The following is an 18,776-nucleotide window of genomic DNA, read 5'->3' on the forward strand; positions in this document are numbered from 1 at the left end:
ATTGATTGTTTTCTGCAAAATATCGGGTAAGCCAGGCCAGTGTCAGACCACGATGGCAGTCGGGTCTGGCATGTTTATTCGAACCATGAAGCTTACCGTAGGTGTAAGTAGATTTATGGCATAACTGTAATTTTCCTCCCTTCGATTTTAAAGTGTACCGTTTTTGTTAATTCTAAAATATTCAATACTTCAGATACCTCTTTAAATCGTGATACCGTCCCTATAAAAGTATTATCTGTTGTTTTTCCCTGATAAACGATCTCTACATTATACCACCTGGAAATCTTCCTCATGATGCTGCGGAGATCCTCGTTTGCAAACATGAAATAGCCATTTTTCCAGGCTACTGCTTCTTCTGTATCAGCCGGAATCACATGAAAATGGTCATAGGCAAAGATGGATTGCTGATTCGGTTTTAGGGTTAGCTTGTTGTTCAGCCGGATGCTTCCCTCCAGTAAAGTCGTTACGATGCTTTCTTCATCCTGATAAGCGTTGACGTTAAAATGTGTACCCAATACCTCTATGACTTGTTCCCTGCCTTCCTGGTCCGGGCGGACTTTAGTCATGACCTTAAATGGCTGATGCTTGTTCTTTGCGACTTCAAAATAGGCTTCCCCATTGAGTACAACATGGCGCTCTTTGAGTTTACGGAAAGACTGCGGAAAGGTCAGAGCGGAAGCAGCATTGAGCCAAACCTTCGTTCCATCAGGCAAATTGACCTGATATTGTCCGCCACGTGGGGTAGCTATCGTATTGTATTTTGGCTGCCCGTTCGAAACTTCATTTTCCGATCCGCTGGCAGCGCCGGCATCATAAATCACCTGCCCCTCGGCAGTCTTTCGGATGGTCATCCCCCCCTGCCTGGCAAGGGCACCATTTTCGGCATCGGTCAATGAGATCTCTGATCCGTCGGCAAGGATCAGGATGGCTTTATTCCCTCCGGGAGCGATGTCTGCCCTAACGTGTTCGGGAAAAACCTTTGCCGGTTCCGGAACAACCTGTCTGTAAAAATACAGGCCTACAGAGAGCGTTAACAATACCACCGCAGCAGCAAGCCATCGGAACCGCACAAGAATCGGCTTTCTTGTGATGACCGCAGGCTTATCAATTCCAACAATTTTTGTCAGCATCCCGGACCAAACCAAATCCTCCGTCATTTTCGAGGAAGATTCTTCCTCCTCCAGCAGCATGTCCGAAATTCCTTCCAAAACAGCTTCCGCTTCCATCCCAGTCAATTCCAGCAACTGCCGCCTTTCGGCTGCGCTGAGTGTTTCTTTTTCAAATTTTCCCAATAGCTGTTTTACCTGTTCCTTCATAGCTTCTGATACTAAGAAGCTGGAAAAGCAATTAAGGACTATCGGGAATTAAAAAAAATATTATTATTTCAATAAGGCGAGATAAGCCAATATACTGAGCGTCACACCATGATGACGTAAATGTTCCCGGATGGACTTCAGAGAGACCACCAATGCATTTTTTACGGTATTTGGAGAAAGATGGAGCGAATCTGCAATTTCAGGAATATTTAATCCCTGCCCTCTGCTCATCAGATAAATCTTTTTTCTTTGTGCCGGTAACCGGTCAACGGCATCGGTAATCAATTGATTGATTTCATTGAGCTGAATCGTATCAATCGTCGTATTGCTTTCATTGGGCTGCTCTTGCCTGAGGTTATCAATGGCTCTGGCTTGCTTCAGTACCTTTCTAAGGTGACCAAGACATTCGTTTGAAGCATACTTGTACAACCATGCTTTTACATTCTCTACCTCGTCCAGCTTATCCCTGTTTAACCAAACCCGCAAAAAAGTATCCTGAATAATTTCCTCAGTTGCAGCTGTCGATTTTGTAAAGCGCAAAGCGAAAGCTTGTAATACAGGGAGATAATGATAGAACAAAACACCAAATGCCTGTTCATCCCCCTCCGAAATTTGCTTCAACAACAGCCGTTCATTAAAAATTTGTTTTAATGTCATACCCTTAATTTCCCCCTACATATCCTGAAATGCCTTTTTAAAGACCTGAAATACGTACCGTAATGTTAAATAATTATTTTGAAACCATTGGCATTGTAAAAAACAACCTCCAATGATCCCTCAAAAATTCAACATAAAAAAGGCTTCATTAGCTGCCTGGCTCAGCCTTATTCCTGTTTCGGGTCAATTTCAAGGGACCTGAAGAAGCATCTTCCAGATAAAAAACTACAGGAGGACCTGTCTTTGTTTGTTTTGGCCTGTCACGACATTCCCCTGAAAATTTGATGCTGTCGGTGAAGAAAACCACTTTCGAACTATCCTCAAAATAATACCTTCCAAACGCAGATGTAAAGCAGTCATTTCCACACCAGGCAACGTAACTACTCACGAAGTGTTCCTTGTCAACAAAATGGATGATGTTTCCCACCCACAATCCAACGCTATCTGCATGGGGCATCAAGACATAATCTTCAGGTTCATTTGAAATTCCAAATAGTTCTTCAGTTTCAAATATCTTCTTCGAAAGTGTATTTTCAGTGGCAGTATATGCATGCACTTCCGTGTGGCGACTGTTACAGCTTAAGGTAAGTGTAATCAGGATCAGGTATAAAATGTTAAGCTTCATGTCGTAATGACGCCAATAACCGGAAGATTCCATAAACTAACCATTTAAACTTAGGCAAAAAAAAGATGGCCTCTCCAGACCATCTTATCAATTTACAATTAAACACGAGAGCATTTACTTTTCAAAGCGGATGCTGCTAAAATTGAAGCCTCCGGTATTTATATAAACTTTTAATTTCTGGATTCCTTTCGTTAGCCGAATCCCCTTCAGGATCATTGGCTTAAAGCTCTCCCGACCACCTGTCTGCGGAATGCTTTTATCGGCAACAACTGTTTTTCCATTCAGGAGTACAGAAATGTTCCCCTTGCTATCCTTTGCAGCGACATTCAGTGTCAAATGATAACTTCCTGCATCCTGTACATTGATCGTATACTGTAACCATTCTCCGGCTTCTGTATCACTTACAAAGTATCCTGCTTTGGGAGCGGTATGTTTTCTGATATCCACTCCATCATTCCGATAGGTCCTGCCCCGGTTTCCAATTGTCGTCTTTTGCGTGGAAACATGATAATCTGCAGTATCCTGATCAAAATAAGCTTGCCCGTTGATCCCCAAATCATAATCTACCGCGGCAAGGCTAACTCCGGCTTTAATCACATTCGCTTTAAACGGTTTCGTTTCGGAAGAGAAGGGCTGTCGAAACATGGCATCTACCACATCAGCATGAAAGATATTGTGCTCTATTTTCAAATCCTCAGCCAATTGCATCAAACCTTTTTCCGCAATAGCAGCCGAAGGTTTTGGCCCTTGTCCATTCCAATACTTCAAAACCGCATCGTATTCCGGATTGCTTTTTACCTGCAATGGATTATTGTGTCCCAATTTTTTCAATGGCCACCAGGCCCAGCCGATATTGTTCTTTTCAAAAAGACGAATCGCTTCTGTGAACCAAACGTTGGAATTTTCTCCCGTTTCTCCCAGCCAGACCGGTACATTCTGCTCATTCCTTGCCTTTTCCATCCCTCCTACAGAAGCCTGATCATTAAAAGCCCAGTATTTATGAAAGCTGAGGACCATATTCTGATCCCAAAGGGGGAAAATTCCGTTATAGTTATTTCCCCAGCCATTCCCTTCGATGATCAGCATGTGCTTTTGATCGACCTCCCTGATGGCTTGAGTAATCTCTACCATCAGCTTTCTCAACCCCACATTTTTCTGTTCTTTTAATCCGTTTTTATCATTTTCGCGGTCTTCAAATCCCCAGTTGGGTTCATTGATAATATCATAGGCGCCAACCCAGGGTTCATTGGCATATCGCTCTGCCAGCTTACGCCAGAGTGCCACCGTCTTTTGCTGGTTGGCCTCACTATCCCATAAAGAGGGCATTGTCGGATCACGGTCTGAAATGTTCAAATCGTTTCCTTGTCCGCCGGGTGCAGCATGCAGGTCCAGAATGAGGTAGAGCTGATATTCCTTACACCAGGCCAGCAGACTATCTGTCATCGCAAATCCCTGCTCAAGCCAGGTATGCTGTCCCGGCACAGGCTCCTGATCTACAGGCAAAGTATACAAGTTAAAATGCATTGGAAGGCGGACAGAATTAAATCCCCAATCTTTCATCGCTTTAATATCTGCTTTACGTGTATGATTGGTGCGCCATGCCTGATAAAACACTTTGGTTTTATCTTCCCCAATCAGGTTCTTGATCCTTTCCCGGATTTTAAACTGCTGCCCTTCATTATTCAGGCCCAACATGTATCCTTCCTGAACCATCCATCCTCCAAAACCCATTCCTCTCAACAGCACATTCTCTCCTTTTTCATTCCTGATTTCCTTGCCTTCTGTCTTTAGAAAGCCTTGGGCGCCTGCCTTTTTCAGACCGAAAAAAAGCATAATTACACCGCACAGTACGCTTAACGGAATTGTTTGTCTTATCTTCATATTCTTCATTTCCGCTTTCTATTTATCAATCATCTTATAGTACCTGACATAATCCAGTTCAAGTTTTTGCGGAAAAACGGCATCATCGATCCCTTGTGCACCACCCCAATCACCGCCTACTGCAATGTTTAACAATAAGTGGAATTTCTTATCAAATGGCCATACTTTATAACCTGTTCCTTCATTCACAAACTCAAAAACTTTCTGGTTGTCAAAATACCCTCTGATCGCATAAGGCGTCCAGTCTACCCGGTACAAATGGAAAGCAGAACTTGCTCCCGGAATCTTCACTGTACTTGATTTCTGCGTATTGATTTTGAAATAATAGGCTTCGGTATGGGTAGTGAAATGGACGTTATCCTGATCGTATCCAACATGCTCCATGATGTCTATTTCTCCTGATTTCGGCCAGTCTCCATAGGCCCGTTCTGTAGGCAACATCCATATTGCCGGCCAGGTGCCTTTACCCGATGGTAATTTTGCCTTTACTTCAATCCGCCCGTAAAGTACATCGAGTTTATTACGGGTCACCAACCTTGCTGAAGAATAGGCCATTCCGCCGCTGTTTTCTTTTTTTGCGGTAATGGTAAGCAGGCCATCACCGACCCTGCTGTTCTCCAGATTATTGGTATAATTCTGTTTTTCATTATTTCCCCATCCGCTTCCACCGAGATCATAATCCCATTTTGAAGAAGAGGCAGCCCCGGTATAATCAAATTCATCATACCAGAATGGAGTAGCTTCAAAGGTCCAGTTTTTGTCGACAGGAACATTTGGAACCGGAGGGGTGATAATAGGTCCATCGTCCTTGGACGTGGAACAGGAGATTAGGGAAAACAAAGCTATAATTGGGGCAGTAAAGATGGTCATCATCGCTGTTCTATTGTTTATAAGCATACAAAGCTGTTTTTAGAAAAAAGCAGGCAAGCCTGAATGCGAACGATTCAGACTTGCCTACTGGATTTCTTATTTAAATTCAAAATCGTCAATGTAGAAAATTCCAGGATTTGGATGTCCTTCTCCTCCCAACTGGACTACAATTCTATCGTATACCGTATCTGCAGAGAAGGTAGAGAAATCAAATTCAAGCTCGATCCAGCTGTTAAAGACATTCAGCACTTTTGCCACCTCTCTTTGTGTGGTCCATGCATTGCCTCCGAGTAAAGAATTCTGGAGTTTAACCACCACCTTCGGATTAACTTTGGAAAAATCATTATAAGAAGGCAGGAAGACCTTCATCTTCACCTTATTTTTAGTGCTCAGGTCTAACCTGTATGGCAATGTAGCCTGCAGATTTCCGTACTGAGCATCAACACCATCTTTTTTTGCGTAAAAGCCAACCTTGGCAGAGGTATTCACAGGCAGGGGCGCCGGATTATCATAAGCCTTTTTATAAGTGATGTTTTCCGCCAGCCAGGTGATGTTTCCTGCAGCATCAAAATCATCGCTCAGATTTGCTGCTTTGAGAGGTTTCTCCACTACAACAGGAGGTTTAGGCGTAAAACCCTTTCTCGACAAGCGCAGGTACCAGGCCTGATCGGCTACCGCTTTACTGGTGGTCCTCAGGTACATCTGATCATCCGTAATGGACAGGATCTCATATTGAGAGGAGCCGGTATAATAAGCGATAAAGCCATTATCCGAAAGATTAATAAACTTTTTACCCCCACTGAAAACGAGTTTCCAGGTCATATTGCCAGGCGGGGTATAGTTGACCATCACATCTTCCGTAGCACCACTTGCACCAAGGTCTTTCGCATTGTCTTTATTGGCATAAGTTGTTCCGTTATTCACATAACTATACTTCCAGCCGTTTAGATTGAAAGTCATCTCATCATCGTAAATACCGAAAGCCTTCTTTTCTTCAGGACCTGCTTTAAACCATTCATCGGTGGTACCGGTTATCGGACCTAATCCAAGATGTCCTACCGTTCCCTTTTCTATCACCCAGGTCTTTCCATTTACATTCGCCGCAGTACCTGTCAAGGCATCGTACTCAGGTCCCCTGAGCATGTCGGTATTGGTTTGAGCAATCACCACCTGTTTGGTCACAGAGGCAAATCCTTCTTTCGTGAAAACGGTGAGTTTTACGGTATAAGTTCCCGCTTCAGGATAGGAACCACTGATGGTATTTCCTTCTCCGGAGGTGCCATTTCCAAGGTCCCAGATGACCTTAAAGCCACCGGATTCATTTTTAAAATCTATGATATTTGCATTGGAAGCCTTCGGGCTTGCACTGAATTTTGCAGCCCCGGGTACGGAGTTCTTATCTACCGGAAAATCTGTCCGTTTACAGGATGCCGTCATTAAAATCAGTCCCGCCAGCAGGCAAGTCCAGGATTTAAGGCAATTATATGGAGTTTTCATCTTCTTATTAATTAATTATATCCAGGATTCTGTGTAATTCCGCCTTTAGTAAGGTCGATTTCGTCTTGGGGAATAGGCAGGTGTTCGCTTTTTCCAACTGCAAATCCAGTCAAAGCAGCGGCTGCTTTCTTCGTGCGCACCAGGTCAAAGAAACGATGTCCCTCAGTAGCCAGTTCCAGTCTTCGCTCGTTGTAGATATTGTCAATTGTAGCTGGGATACTTGCCAGACCAACCCTTGCCCTAACCAGGTCAAGTAAGGTCTGTGCCCTTCCCTGATCGCCACCGGCACGAACCAAAGCCTCAGCTTCCATGAGATAGGTATCAGCAAGTCTGATTTCTATTTCATTGATCGGCCAATTTAGCTCAGCAGTACCACTGGTTGCCCTTACAGCCGCCAGAGGGGCATATTTTTTGATGAAATAATCGGTGTTCTGATACCTTGCCGTATAGGTTGCTCCCTGTGATTTTAAGTCCTTCCCATCAATAATGGTAAAGGCAAAGCGGGGATCGTTCTTCATGAAATCTACCAGACTTTCTGTCACCGGACAAAAGCCCCAGCCATTGGAATACAATGGCCCGCTATAGCTGTCCGCTCCAATAAACTGAGGTGCAACATTGCCTTCCCCCCCGTTTATAAAGCCCCAATCTCCCCATGCTGCATTATTAGAATGTGGAATTTCGAGAATAGACTCTGCGCTGAACTTATTTTTCGGATCAAATATATCCCCGAAATTTGGAAGCAGCTGGTACCCATAATTGGTATTCACATCTTTCAATAAGCTTGCTGCTTCAGCCATTTTAGCATTTTCATTGGAATACAATAAAACTTTTCCCAGTAAGGCTTTTGCAGCTCCCTGGGAGATCCTGCCTTTTTCTGTGGCCGCTACAGAAGCTGGTAAACCAGGAAATGCTTCCCTCAGGTCTTTTTCGATCTGCGCATAAACCAATGCGGGATCAACCTGTTTCTGCGTGTAAAGCTCGCTGGTCTCCAACATCTTGGTGATCAGTGGAACCCGTCCAAAAAACCGAACCAGGTCGAAGTAAAAATAAGCCCTCAGGAATTTCGCTTCTGCGGCAACGCGGGTTTTGAAAGCAGGAGTTAAAGAGGTATTCAGCTCCATCTTGGCCAGCAATATATTCGCCCGGTAAACCCCGGTAAAGTTTTTACTCCATAAGCCTACCTGCGGCCCCACCCTGGAGTCCATTTTAAAATTATCAAAAGCGACCCAGTTTGGCTGATCAGAAGGACTACTTCCACCGGCATAGCAATCATCGGAAGCTGCGCTCAGCAGGGGCATTTTCATCGTATATCCTCCTGAGTTTCCCCATTGCATCACATCATAAGTGGCAATCAATCCCTGATATACTTCTCCATCGGTTTTATAAAAATTCCCTTCCAAAGCGGTCCCTCGGGGTGCCACTTCCAAAAAGTCTTTCTTGCAGGACGTTCCCGCTTGCATGATCACTAGAATAGCGATCGCATATTTTATTTTATTGAATGTCATAATTTCTCTTTTTAAGTTAGAAACCTAAGTTTAAGCCAATGAAAAAAGTTCTTGCCTGAGGGTAATAACCGCGATCAATACCAAAACTGCCTCCACCGATCTCCGGATCGTAACCATTGTACCTGGTTAACGTTAACAGGTTATTTGCCATCGCATAGATCCTGACTTTATCCAGGCCAGCTTTTTTACTGATCGATTTGGAAAGCGTATAGCCAAGCTGTACGGTTTTGATCCTGAAATAATCGCCATTTTCTATAAACATTTTAGACACCCTGCCGAAATTTTGGTTGGCATCATCGGTGGTTAACCTGGGAAAAGAATTGGTAGATCCTTCACCGGTCCACCTTCCCAAAGCTTCGGTAGTATAATTTGAAGAAGGAAGGTCAAATCGGCGCAAGCCATTAAAAATCTGATTTCCGGCAACGCCTTGTCCGAAGATCAGAAAGTCAAACCCTCTCCAGGCAGCAGATAGCGTTAAACCATAACTAAAGTCGGGGGTTGGATCTCCGATAAACTCTCTATCCGCATCGTTGATTTTTCCATCTCCGTTGAGGTCTGCAAAACGGATATCACCGGGTTTTGCATCCGGCTGAATCGGATTTCCTGCTGCATTCTTATAGTTTGCCACCTCTGAGGCATTCTGGAATAAGCCTTCAGAACGGTATCCGTAAAAAGATCCGATGGCATGTCCAACTGCGGTTCTTGTCAGCTCCAATTGTTGAGGAGTGATCCTTGCACCGGAAAGAAATTCTTTGTCTTCACCCAGAAAATCAATCCTGTTTTTTATAAATGTAGCATTGGCATTGGCTTTGAAACTCACCTCTCCTATCGTTTTGGAATAGCCCAGTTCAAACTCAATCCCTTTATTGGTCAGGGTTGCGATATTTCCTATTGGTCCGTTATTCCCCACATACAGTGGTACCCTTACGTCCAACAGCATATCTGTCGTCTTTTTTGTAAATACGTCTGCAGTGAAAGTAAATGTATTAAACAAAACGGCATCCAATCCAATATTTGTAGAGGTGGTTTCCTCCCATTTAAGGTCAGGATTTGACAAGGCATTAGGACTCACTCCATTTACCAGAACAGGAAGCAGACCAGTACCAACACTGTAATTTCTGCCTCCGCTTACCGTAGACAAGTACCTGAAATCACCGATCCTGTCGTTCCCGGTTACGCCATAAGAACCTCTGAATTTCAACAGGCTGATCACTTTGTTCTCAGGAAAAAAGCTTTCTTTCGAAGCTACCCAACCAAGGGATACCGATGGAAAATAGCCATATTTATTGTTTGGACCAAAACGGGAAGAACCGTCTCTCCGGATGACTCCGGTAAATAAGTACTTCTCTTTAAAATCATAGGTAACACGACCAAACAATGAGCTGAGTGTACTCAGGTATTCGCCGCCGTAAAAGTTATTATCCAGACGGGCAACCGGAAATTGCAATGACGCGTCTTTCAGGTTATTCACCGGAATCCCTTCTTTCAGGCCGCCCAGATTTTCACCTTTGTTCTTTTGCGCGGACATCCCGGCAAGAACCTGGAAATGATGATCTGCGATGGTTTTTGAATAGGTAGCCGTATTCTCCAGGGTCCAGAAAAGGCCCCGGTTCATGTTACGGGTATAGGCATTCAGTTTTGATTCTGTAGTTGGCGATAAGTAGAAAACAGGCCTGAAACTCTGATCGCCCCAAAAGGCAAGGTCTACCCCACCTGAAGAGCGCAATTTAAGGCCTTTCAAAGGTTCTACTTCCAAAAATAAATTGGCTACGACTTTATCAGACCAGTTGTCTCCCTGGGCGACTGCCAATGCGGCCAAAGGGTTTAAAATTTCGGATTGTGCATATGGGGAAATGCCATACGGAAAGCCTTCGCTGTTTCTAACCACCGGAAAGTTAGAATATGGAGGGGCGTTAAACTTCGCCGGATCACGCTCTACTGCCGGCGTGATCGGATCCATATTAATTGCCCTTACCAGCGGGCTTCCATACTCATCATTTGTGGCGACGCCAATACTGTTGATTCTGGTATAACCGATATTGTTTCCAAAAGTGATGGCATCGGTAATTTTATGCTGTGAGTTAAATCTTGCGGTAAAACGTTTGTATCTTGAGTTTTTACTCGCTACAATTCCTTCCTGGTCAAAATACCCCAGGGAGCTGAAATAGGTAGACCTTGCAGATCCGCCCTGAAAACTCAATTCCTGATTGTGCCAAAGTGCACTATTGTTAAAGACTTCCGATTGCCAGTCTGTACCCTCGCCCAGCGCAGCAGGATCCGGGAATCTGATTGCCGTTGCTGGATTTGCAGCCTTGGAACCCGCAACAGCGGCTTCATTATAAAGGGTAGCATACTGGGCAGCATTCAGCAGTTTAAGCTTATGGTCTGGTGCCTGGCTTCCTACAAAACCATTGTAATTTACCCGGATTTTCCCATCGGTATCTTTTCCTTTTTTAGTCGTAACGAGTACCACTCCGTTCCCGCCTCTTGCTCCGTAAATGGAGGCAGATGCCGCATCTTTAAGTACTTCTATCGACTCAATATCTGATTGGCTCAGGTAATCAATTCCACCATCTACCTGAACGCCGTCTACGATAAATAGGGCATCGCTATTGCCAATGGTGGTGGTTCCCCTGATCCTCAGGGTAGCTCCTGAGCCTGGTTGTCCTGAGGCACCGGTAATGGTGAGTCCTGCGGTCCTACCTTGTAGCGACTGCTCTATTCTCGTTACCGGCATATTTTCCAGATCTGAAGCTTTTACACTGGAAATGGCTCCTGTGACCACACTTTTCTTTTGTGTACCGTAACCGATCACGACAATTTCATTTAGTGAAGTTTCATCTCCTGCCAACGATACGTCGACGGTAGTTCCTGATACGGTAACAACCTGGGTTTTCATTCCCAACAAACGAAATTCGAGTTTTGCACCCGAAGCTGCAGTGATGGCATACTTTCCTGCCGCATCTGTGCTGGTTGCTTTGGAAGTCCCTTGTACTGTGACGATAACTCCAGGCAGCGGTTGCCCATCTGCTTTATCGGTTACCTTGCCCGTTACTGTTACTTCTTGTGCCATGGAGGCAAAGGGGGAAATAAGTAAACAGCACACGAAGAAAATAAGAGTAATACTTCTTTTCATACGATTTAATTTAGGTTAGTTAATATTTGGTTAGCTGGCCTGTGCATTTTACACAGGCAGAATCAAATCTATACCAGGAGGGAATTATTTGTACAAACGGGTAGACCTACACCGCCACTACAGTGACCTCAGAAGCAGGAAAACAGCATTCCTACAGGCCCTACATTACTACTACAAAAGACACTCAATAACCTAAATAACAATAACTTAAATAAATCAACCTATCACATCAGACCTGGAGACTGTAATGAGAAAATCATACAGGTTGGTTTCCGGCTGCAGCCGCAGTTTTTTCCTCAAACGGTACCGGCCAACCTCTACTGCCTTGATCGTGATGTTCATCAGTTGGGCAATTTCCTTAGTGGAAAGATTCATTTTGAGGTAAGCACTCAGCTTAAGTTCATTGGGGGTAAGGTCCGGATACCGGTCCTTTAGCTTATTAAAAAAGTCTGCATTTACAGAGTTGAAATGCATAGAGAAATTATCCCAGTCCTGATCGCTCTTTTCTACATCACGGATCAGGCGGATCAGGTGCCGGAAACTTGGAGAACTATCGTTGATGTCATGGTTTTTAATGACGCTGGAGATCACATCTTTAATTTTAGCCAATACCTTTCCCCTTTGCACAAGGTGCATGGTCATGGTCGATAATTCCCGGTTTTTATAATCCACATCTGCTTCCAGCTTTTCATATTCCAACCGGACGATTTCCTTTTCTGAACGTTCCATTTCCAGCATGTGCAGGTAACTGAGCTTTGCCTGCGCAATCCGGTGTTTCTTTTTCTGCCATTTAAACAAAAGGTACATCACCAGGCCAAACATCAACACATAAAGAAGATACATCCATAAACTCTGATACCAGGCCGGCAATACTTCGAAAGTATAAGAAACAGGCTCAGATTCATTGCCAATACTATTTCTTGCCTTTACGGTAAAAGTGTACTTCCCGGCGGGCAGGTTGGTATAGTCTTTTTCCGTCTTTTGCATCCATGGCGACCAGCTCTTATCGAAACCGACCAGCTGATAGCTAAACTCGATGTTCTTGCGGTGTTCAAACAAGGTGGAAGAATATTCGAAATGCAGGGAGTTGTAAGCATTGGCTAACCTCAGACTGCCGGAGAGGTCTTGTGACTTGCTGATCATCCCGTTCTTCATAAAATAGCCACCAAAAATCAAACTATCCGTTTTCCCGATTAACCGGATATTTCCAATCACCACCTGAGGTCTGGAAATATTGTCCAGGTATTTGGTATAATTCAGATGATAAGCGCCTTTATTTGCACCTATAAATACATTCTCAGAATTCATCACATAAATGGATTCAAAACCACCAACTACCTTTCCATCTAGCTGAGGAAAATAATGAATAGAAAAGGGTTGGTGTCCCTGAGGTTGTGTAAAGTCAAGCACGCCCACTTTTTTATTGGAGATAAACCAGACATTTCCTTTAGCATCCTCCTTTAAATATTGAATGGGCATTCCTTTAAATGCACTATTGAGCAAAGGAAAAGGTGCAAATTTATTTTTTGCTGCATCATACTCATACGCACCGTTTTCGGTAGCGATCACGATCCTGTTTTTGAGCTTAAACACATAATTGTACATAAAGGAAGGGAGCCCTTGTTTATCATTATATACGTCCTGCCTGATGATCTTTTTATAGTCAGCAGAAAGCTCAATTTTATAGACCCCATGATAAGGATGCGAGGCCCAAATGCGGTTATCATTATCAAAAGCAATGAACCTTAAAGATTCTGTGATTCCTTCGACCTTGTTTCCATTGATAAAATTTCCGTTCTGATAACTGATTTTTTGAAGTCCGAGATAAGAGCCTGCAATAATGTCTGCAGATGGAAAAACATTAGAAACCGGCTGGAACAACCAGGTTCCCGGCACGGCGTAAATCTGCCGGGCAACTTCCCCTTCAATAACCGAAAAACCATCCTCATGTCCCATCAGCAGGTGATTGTTCAGTTCAGCCAAACTCCAAACCTGTCCTTTGGTATTTTGAACTTCGGTAAACCTTCCTTTGGAGAGACTGAGGTCTTTAAGACCGGGTTCTACAGGTGTTACATAGAGTCCATTTGAAGTCCCGATATAGAGTCGGTTGTTAAATCCGGCCACAGCATAACTGGTGATCTGTTTACTTTTATCAGGAAAAATATTCTTGACGGCGCTATTGATTGCGATATAATCAATGCCATCATCCAGTGCCAGCCACAGATTTTTATTCCGATCAATAATGCAGCCCCTCACGTTGTTATTCTGCAGGCCATCCCTATAAGTATATCTTTGTACCAGCTTCCCTGCTTTATTGATGATGATTACCCCTCCTGAGGTGGTCCCTATCAGATACTTTTCCCCCTCAATTCTCTTCGCATAATAAATCCGGTCATTATAAAAAACACCATCAAGCATTGTTTTCTTTGCAATGAGCTTTCGGTCATGCATCAGGAACAACCCATTCTTTAAGGTGGAAACCAATAAGGTGTCCTGAGCATATTCCATGATTGCCGTTACCACAGAATTGTTCAGTATCGGATCCGTGCAATAGGGCTTCCATACATTATCTTCATAAACCATGAGTCCTTTTCCTTTGGAATGTGCAAACAGCTGCCCTTTTGCCTGACCGGCAAACTCCCAGGAAATTTCCGGTTTGTAAACCTTTACCGCTCCATCTTTATAATGGATAATCGCCGTCGTGGTTCTGAAAACGACTTCATCATTTAAAATCGTTAAGTTCCAGACATCGGCAAATTTGCGGTACTTCTCCGGAATCATCGGAACAATGGAATGGTATTTTAATACCCCCTGCCCATCAGGAAAAAAATATCCCAATTCATCCTGTCCGCCAACAAAGATCCGGTTCTTAGAATCGATCTCTACGGAACGTACCGAGGTAAAATTAGGAAGTCTGCTGAGGTTCCAGAATGATCCGTTAAAGCTGAGTAAACCTTCATTATTCCCAAAATACAAAATCCCGTTTTTATCCTGAGCAAGGTCCCAGTTCTGAATCCCGCCCTTATATTGTTCGTTATTATAATTTACAATCTGCGGGCTCGCTATCTGATCCTGAGCCCGGCCAACCCAAATAAAACAAAAAAACAAAAGTGTAAACAGCAGTAGAGGTTTTCCCATAAATGATCGCGCAAAAAAAATCCGTATAATGACTAATAAGCCAAAATACGGATTTTAAGGTAGATAACACTGCTTAAATTCAACCCCTGCCCCCTCCCCAGGCAATGCCGGAGTTGAATTGGAAATTCCGGATCAAAATTAAAAAACCTTAACCCAGAATTTCCCCAACAAAATCAGTGTCTGCGAGAAGGCCTCGGAAGGTTTGCCCCCTTCAGGGCAAAAATTCCAGTCTTCGAGCAGATCACTTATTTTGTCCTACATGAAACTACCATCCCCCCTACGCATAATTCCTCTGCCATTTTTGCCCTTTGCACCGGTCCATTTTTGCAACCTCATGCTCAAACGAACCATAAAATATCTGCTCAGCGCATTTGATTTGGTATCTACTACCGCGTTACCGGAATAATCCTGAGTAATGAAATTATTCTGATTCAGCACGTCAAAGGCCTGGAAAGTAATCTTCCCTCTGCGATCGAACAATTCTTTCTCTACATACATATTGATCACCAATGGATTGCTGGATACATTGGCACTGATTCCCCTCACATAGTTTTTGCTCGCGCTATAGCCAAACAGGTACGTTTCCCAGAGGTATACTCTTCCATCCAGGTTCAAAGCGAGCGTATTGGTATTCCTGTTCGCGTTTGCAAGCAGCGTGTTTACCGACTTGGTGTGGGTATAAGAAACGTTTGGATTGATTTCAAACCATTCTGTCGGATTGATCCTCGGACCGAAACGTTCTACCATGGTCAATACATTGGTGTTATTTTTTAACCCATTGGTCATAGAAACGCCATGGTTATAGCTTACGGAACCACTTAAAGCAAGGTTATACTTTCTGTCGTTAAGTTGTTTATTCAGGGAATAATTTGCATTTAAATTATAAATGCCATTGGTATTCAGGTACCTCGTTTCGTTGATATTATTGGCCGGCTGATCCGGGTCCGGAATCTGAACAACATTCCTGATCACCGCATTATCGGTCATAGTCGCATTCAGGTTAAGGGAATAGTTCAGTTTAGAATTCGCGATATAATTGTTATAATTCGCATTGATGCTATGGGTAAAACTCGCCAAAAGGTCAGGGTTACCGATGATTGGGTTCAGCGGACTGGAAACGTCCCTTACCGGCTGAAGCTGATCAAAAGTAGGCTCTACCGCATTTCCGGAATAGTTAACCTGTAATTTATGCTGTCTGGACCATAGGTACTCAAAGCGGGCAATCGGGATCAGGTTAAAGCTATTTCTGTTGGTTGTTGTTCCCAGGCTCTGTTTGGTTCCCGAAAGTACTGCCGGCACTGCTGTTAAACCCAATGAGAACCTGACTTTAGACATCCGGTCCATTCCATAGCGGTAATTCAATGCAATACGACCTTGAGTAAAAGAATAGTCGTAAATATTACTTAAAGAATCAATTATTCCGGAATTGCCGTTCGCTTCAATATTTCTGGTCGTTGAGGTATTGTCATAACCATTATAATTCACCTGTGCATTGAATTCCAGTTGCGTATTCAATGTTAAGGGCTCTACATAGGTCAGACTTCCCCGGTAATTGTCCTGAAGATTTTTACGTGCAATGATCCTGTTGATCCTTGATTTTGTAAAGTCAGTTTCCTCCGCGTTCTCGTAATAAGTAAACCTGGAATCCTGAATCTGTTCCGCATCCTGATTATTGCTGTTCAGCTCTACCTGAGCAGAGATATTTCTTCTTGGTTTCTTAAATAAATGCTGATAAAATAGGGTGGCACCAATTTGCGGTCTGGTATTTTTATTCAGGTTATTACTGAATTCATCCCTGTGGTTAAAACCATCCTGAAAAATAGTATCGATTCTTGAGTTCCGGGTAGAATTGTATCTGAATGTAGGAATGAACTTTAAGAAGTTATTGCTATCCAGCTCAGCCTCAACCTCCAGCCGGATGTTATGGCTATTGGTCAGGTTATCGGCAATGCTGCGTTTTATTTCTTTAGTCACATTGTCGATGGGTTGTGTTTGCGTGGTAGGATCTATCGCGGCAAATCGCGTTGCCGTACTGTTATTGATGGAGTTTACATCTGTCGTATTAAAACCATAGTTTAAATTGACTTCTACTTTTTTGCTGACTTTATCACGGTAACTAAAGGAACCATTTCCGTTTTGGGTCGTTCCCCCGCTTCCACCTGCTGCGCCACTGTTGGTATTTCCACCGCCACTTCCACCTCTTCCGCCACCACCACCGCCGGAATTGCCTCCATTATCGCCGGTTGGTGCTACTCCGTTCACCGTATTGTTAAACCTTCCGTTTACACCAATGGTCTGGTTTCCATTTACCCTTGTGGCAAAAAGTCCGGATTCAAACCTCTTGTTGCTTCCTGCTCCTACGTTGACATTGGCCATATTTCCGACAGACTTATCCGTTCGGGTGGTAATGTTTAAGATCTTTTCCGGATCTCCGTCTTTCACTCCGGTTCTTGCGGCCTGATCTCCGTAATCATCGACCACCTGAATCTTCTCAACAATCTCAGCAGGCAGGTTTTTAATGGCATTAGTCAAATCTCCACCCAGGTATAATTTTCCGTTCAATTTGGCTTTTGTTAAGGCTTGCCCCTGATGGGTAACGGTACCGTCCGTGCCGACTTCCATCCCTTCCATCTTCTTCAGCAATTCATCAACCGTAGCATTCTTTCTGACGATATAATCACTTGCTTTGTATTCTACCGTATCCGTTTTATAAGTAATCGAAGGGGTTCCGTTGATCACCACTTCATTCAGTTGGTTCTTTTCCTCTTTCAGGGTGATGGGATCCATGACAATCCTTGGAACCGCATCATTTTGTTTATAGCGTACTGGCTTTGATGCTTTATAGCCGATACTCTGCACTAAAAGAGTGTAAGTAGCCGATTTAACGTTTTTAAAAACAAAGACCCCGTCTGCATTTGTACTCGTTTTCAGGGTATCCTTATCTGAGGTCAGACTTACCGTCGCACCAATCACACCCAGGTCTGTTGAATCTTTTACAATCCCACTGATTTCACGGGTTGGCAATGGAGGTGGAGGATTCTGCCCTTTAGGCTGATCCTGCGCAAAAAGAAAGACCGAACTGAAAATAAGGCTGAATAAAAGGGTTATTTTCTTCAAAGCTCCAGAGTATCGGGCGCGATGGACTTGCTGCAGCCGGAAAGCTGTAAGCTTGTAAGAATGGTTCATGTTGTCTATATGGTTGATTTGTGTGTGTGTCTATCTTATTTCCGGGCCAAAGTATATTTACCCCAAAAATCTGTAGGGCTGGCCAGTGCCTGAAAATCAAAGCCGGAATTCCCTCCTCCTCTTGGTCCGAATCCACCACCGCCAAATCCACCTCTTCCGCCGCCACCGCCAAAACCACCACCATCTAATCCTGGTATTTGTAATCCGTTTAATTTGATGTTATAAGCAAATTCCGTATTGCTGTCTTTTGAAAGACCAAAAGCGGCCAATGGAATCGCTATCTCATAGAAAAAAGCATTGTCAGCACCAACTGATGCAACTGCTTTAATTCCATGTTCATTATATATAGATATCAAGGTATCTGTAGTATTCTTAAATCCGCTGATTTTGATTTCTTTGACCTGGGCAAGTTGTGTTCTCTGCATTGCAGCCATCATAGAGTCCCGTTGTTGTTTGCTCTGCTGCTGGCCACCACCACCAGCCATTACCGTTCCCATCATCATCCTGCGGCCTCCACCCTGTCCACCTCCACGATTCGTATTGCCACGGTTTATTAACGGATAAGTTAGCGTGATGCTTTCTTTTTCCTTCTTTTTGCCATCAGGGTTTACAGAAAATGTAATCCCCCCGGCCATGATCTTCATGTTATTTGCCCCATCTGTCGATTTAATCGCTACATAAAGATTAGCATCATCATTGGCGATGGTATAATAAATATTTGTCCGCTTATTCAAGGCCTGAAAACTGTCATTCCATTCTTTGTTTTTACCATCCGCCCTGATTCCGGCAGGCGCAATTAACCCGTTTGTCTGTACATCTGGTAATTTCTGTGCATATCCTGATAAACTGAAACCGGCAAGTAAAATGGTGTGGAAGGTGAATTTGAAGAGTTTAGCTTTCATAACGGGGTCAAATTAATGGCAGTATTTTGTATGGTTGATGTGGTTAAGACATGGTAAAATGAT

The 18,776-nt window shown here is 43.6% G+C and carries 11 protein-coding genes; all 11 read right to left on the reverse strand.

Annotation, left to right across the window (positions count from 1 at the left end; all coding sequences use genetic code 11):
- Nucleotides 1-113: 113 nt before the first annotated feature.
- A complete protein-coding gene (locus tag AAFF35_RS22500; RefSeq protein WP_342328794.1) occupies nt 114-1,316 on the reverse strand; it encodes a FecR domain-containing protein in 1,203 nt (400 codons plus the stop codon).
- A 63-nt stretch (nt 1,317-1,379) separates the two neighbouring features.
- Nucleotides 1,380-1,973, reverse strand: coding sequence for an RNA polymerase sigma-70 factor (locus AAFF35_RS22505; protein ID WP_342328795.1), 594 nt, complete (start codon nt 1,971-1,973; stop codon nt 1,380-1,382).
- A 148-nt stretch (nt 1,974-2,121) separates the two neighbouring features.
- Nucleotides 2,122-2,631, reverse strand: coding sequence for a hypothetical protein (locus AAFF35_RS22510; RefSeq protein WP_342328796.1), 510 nt, complete (start codon nt 2,629-2,631; stop codon nt 2,122-2,124).
- 81 nt (nt 2,632-2,712) lie between these two features.
- Nucleotides 2,713-4,488 carry a cellulase family glycosylhydrolase gene (locus AAFF35_RS22515; RefSeq protein WP_342328797.1) on the reverse strand — a complete coding sequence of 592 codons (1,776 nt, stop codon included), beginning with the start codon at nt 4,486-4,488 and terminating at the stop codon, nt 2,713-2,715.
- A gap of 9 nt (nt 4,489-4,497) precedes the next feature.
- Complete coding sequence (locus AAFF35_RS22520; RefSeq protein WP_342328798.1) at nt 4,498-5,376, reverse strand: glycoside hydrolase family 16 protein; 879 nt, start codon at nt 5,374-5,376, stop codon at nt 4,498-4,500.
- Between the two features lie 69 nt (nt 5,377-5,445).
- Nucleotides 5,446-6,846 (reverse strand): PKD domain-containing protein, encoded by a 1,401-nt coding sequence (locus AAFF35_RS22525; protein ID WP_342328799.1) that lies wholly within the window; start codon nt 6,844-6,846, stop codon nt 5,446-5,448.
- A gap of 11 nt (nt 6,847-6,857) precedes the next feature.
- Complete coding sequence (locus tag AAFF35_RS22530) at nt 6,858-8,351, reverse strand: RagB/SusD family nutrient uptake outer membrane protein (protein WP_342328800.1); 1,494 nt, start codon at nt 8,349-8,351, stop codon at nt 6,858-6,860.
- 16 nt (nt 8,352-8,367) lie between these two features.
- The gene (locus AAFF35_RS22535; RefSeq protein ID WP_342328801.1) at nt 8,368-11,424 is read right to left on the reverse strand and encodes a TonB-dependent receptor; all 3,057 of its coding nucleotides are present in this window, start codon (nt 11,422-11,424) and stop codon (nt 8,368-8,370) included.
- A gap of 279 nt (nt 11,425-11,703) precedes the next feature.
- Nucleotides 11,704-14,625, reverse strand: a complete 2,922-nt coding sequence (locus AAFF35_RS22540; RefSeq protein WP_342328802.1) for a triple tyrosine motif-containing protein — start codon at nt 14,623-14,625, stop codon at nt 11,704-11,706.
- 255 nt (nt 14,626-14,880) lie between these two features.
- Nucleotides 14,881-17,742 (reverse strand): outer membrane beta-barrel protein, encoded by a 2,862-nt coding sequence (locus tag AAFF35_RS22545; RefSeq protein WP_342328804.1) that lies wholly within the window; start codon nt 17,740-17,742, stop codon nt 14,881-14,883.
- A 104-nt stretch (nt 17,743-17,846) separates the two neighbouring features.
- Entirely contained in the window at nt 17,847-18,713 is an 867-nt protein-coding gene (locus AAFF35_RS22550) for a hypothetical protein (RefSeq protein WP_342328805.1), read from the reverse strand.
- Nucleotides 18,714-18,776: the final 63 nt, after the last annotated feature.

This window comes from Pedobacter sp. FW305-3-2-15-E-R2A2, from assembly GCF_038446955.1.
GTDB lineage: Bacteria > Bacteroidota > Bacteroidia > Sphingobacteriales > Sphingobacteriaceae > Pedobacter.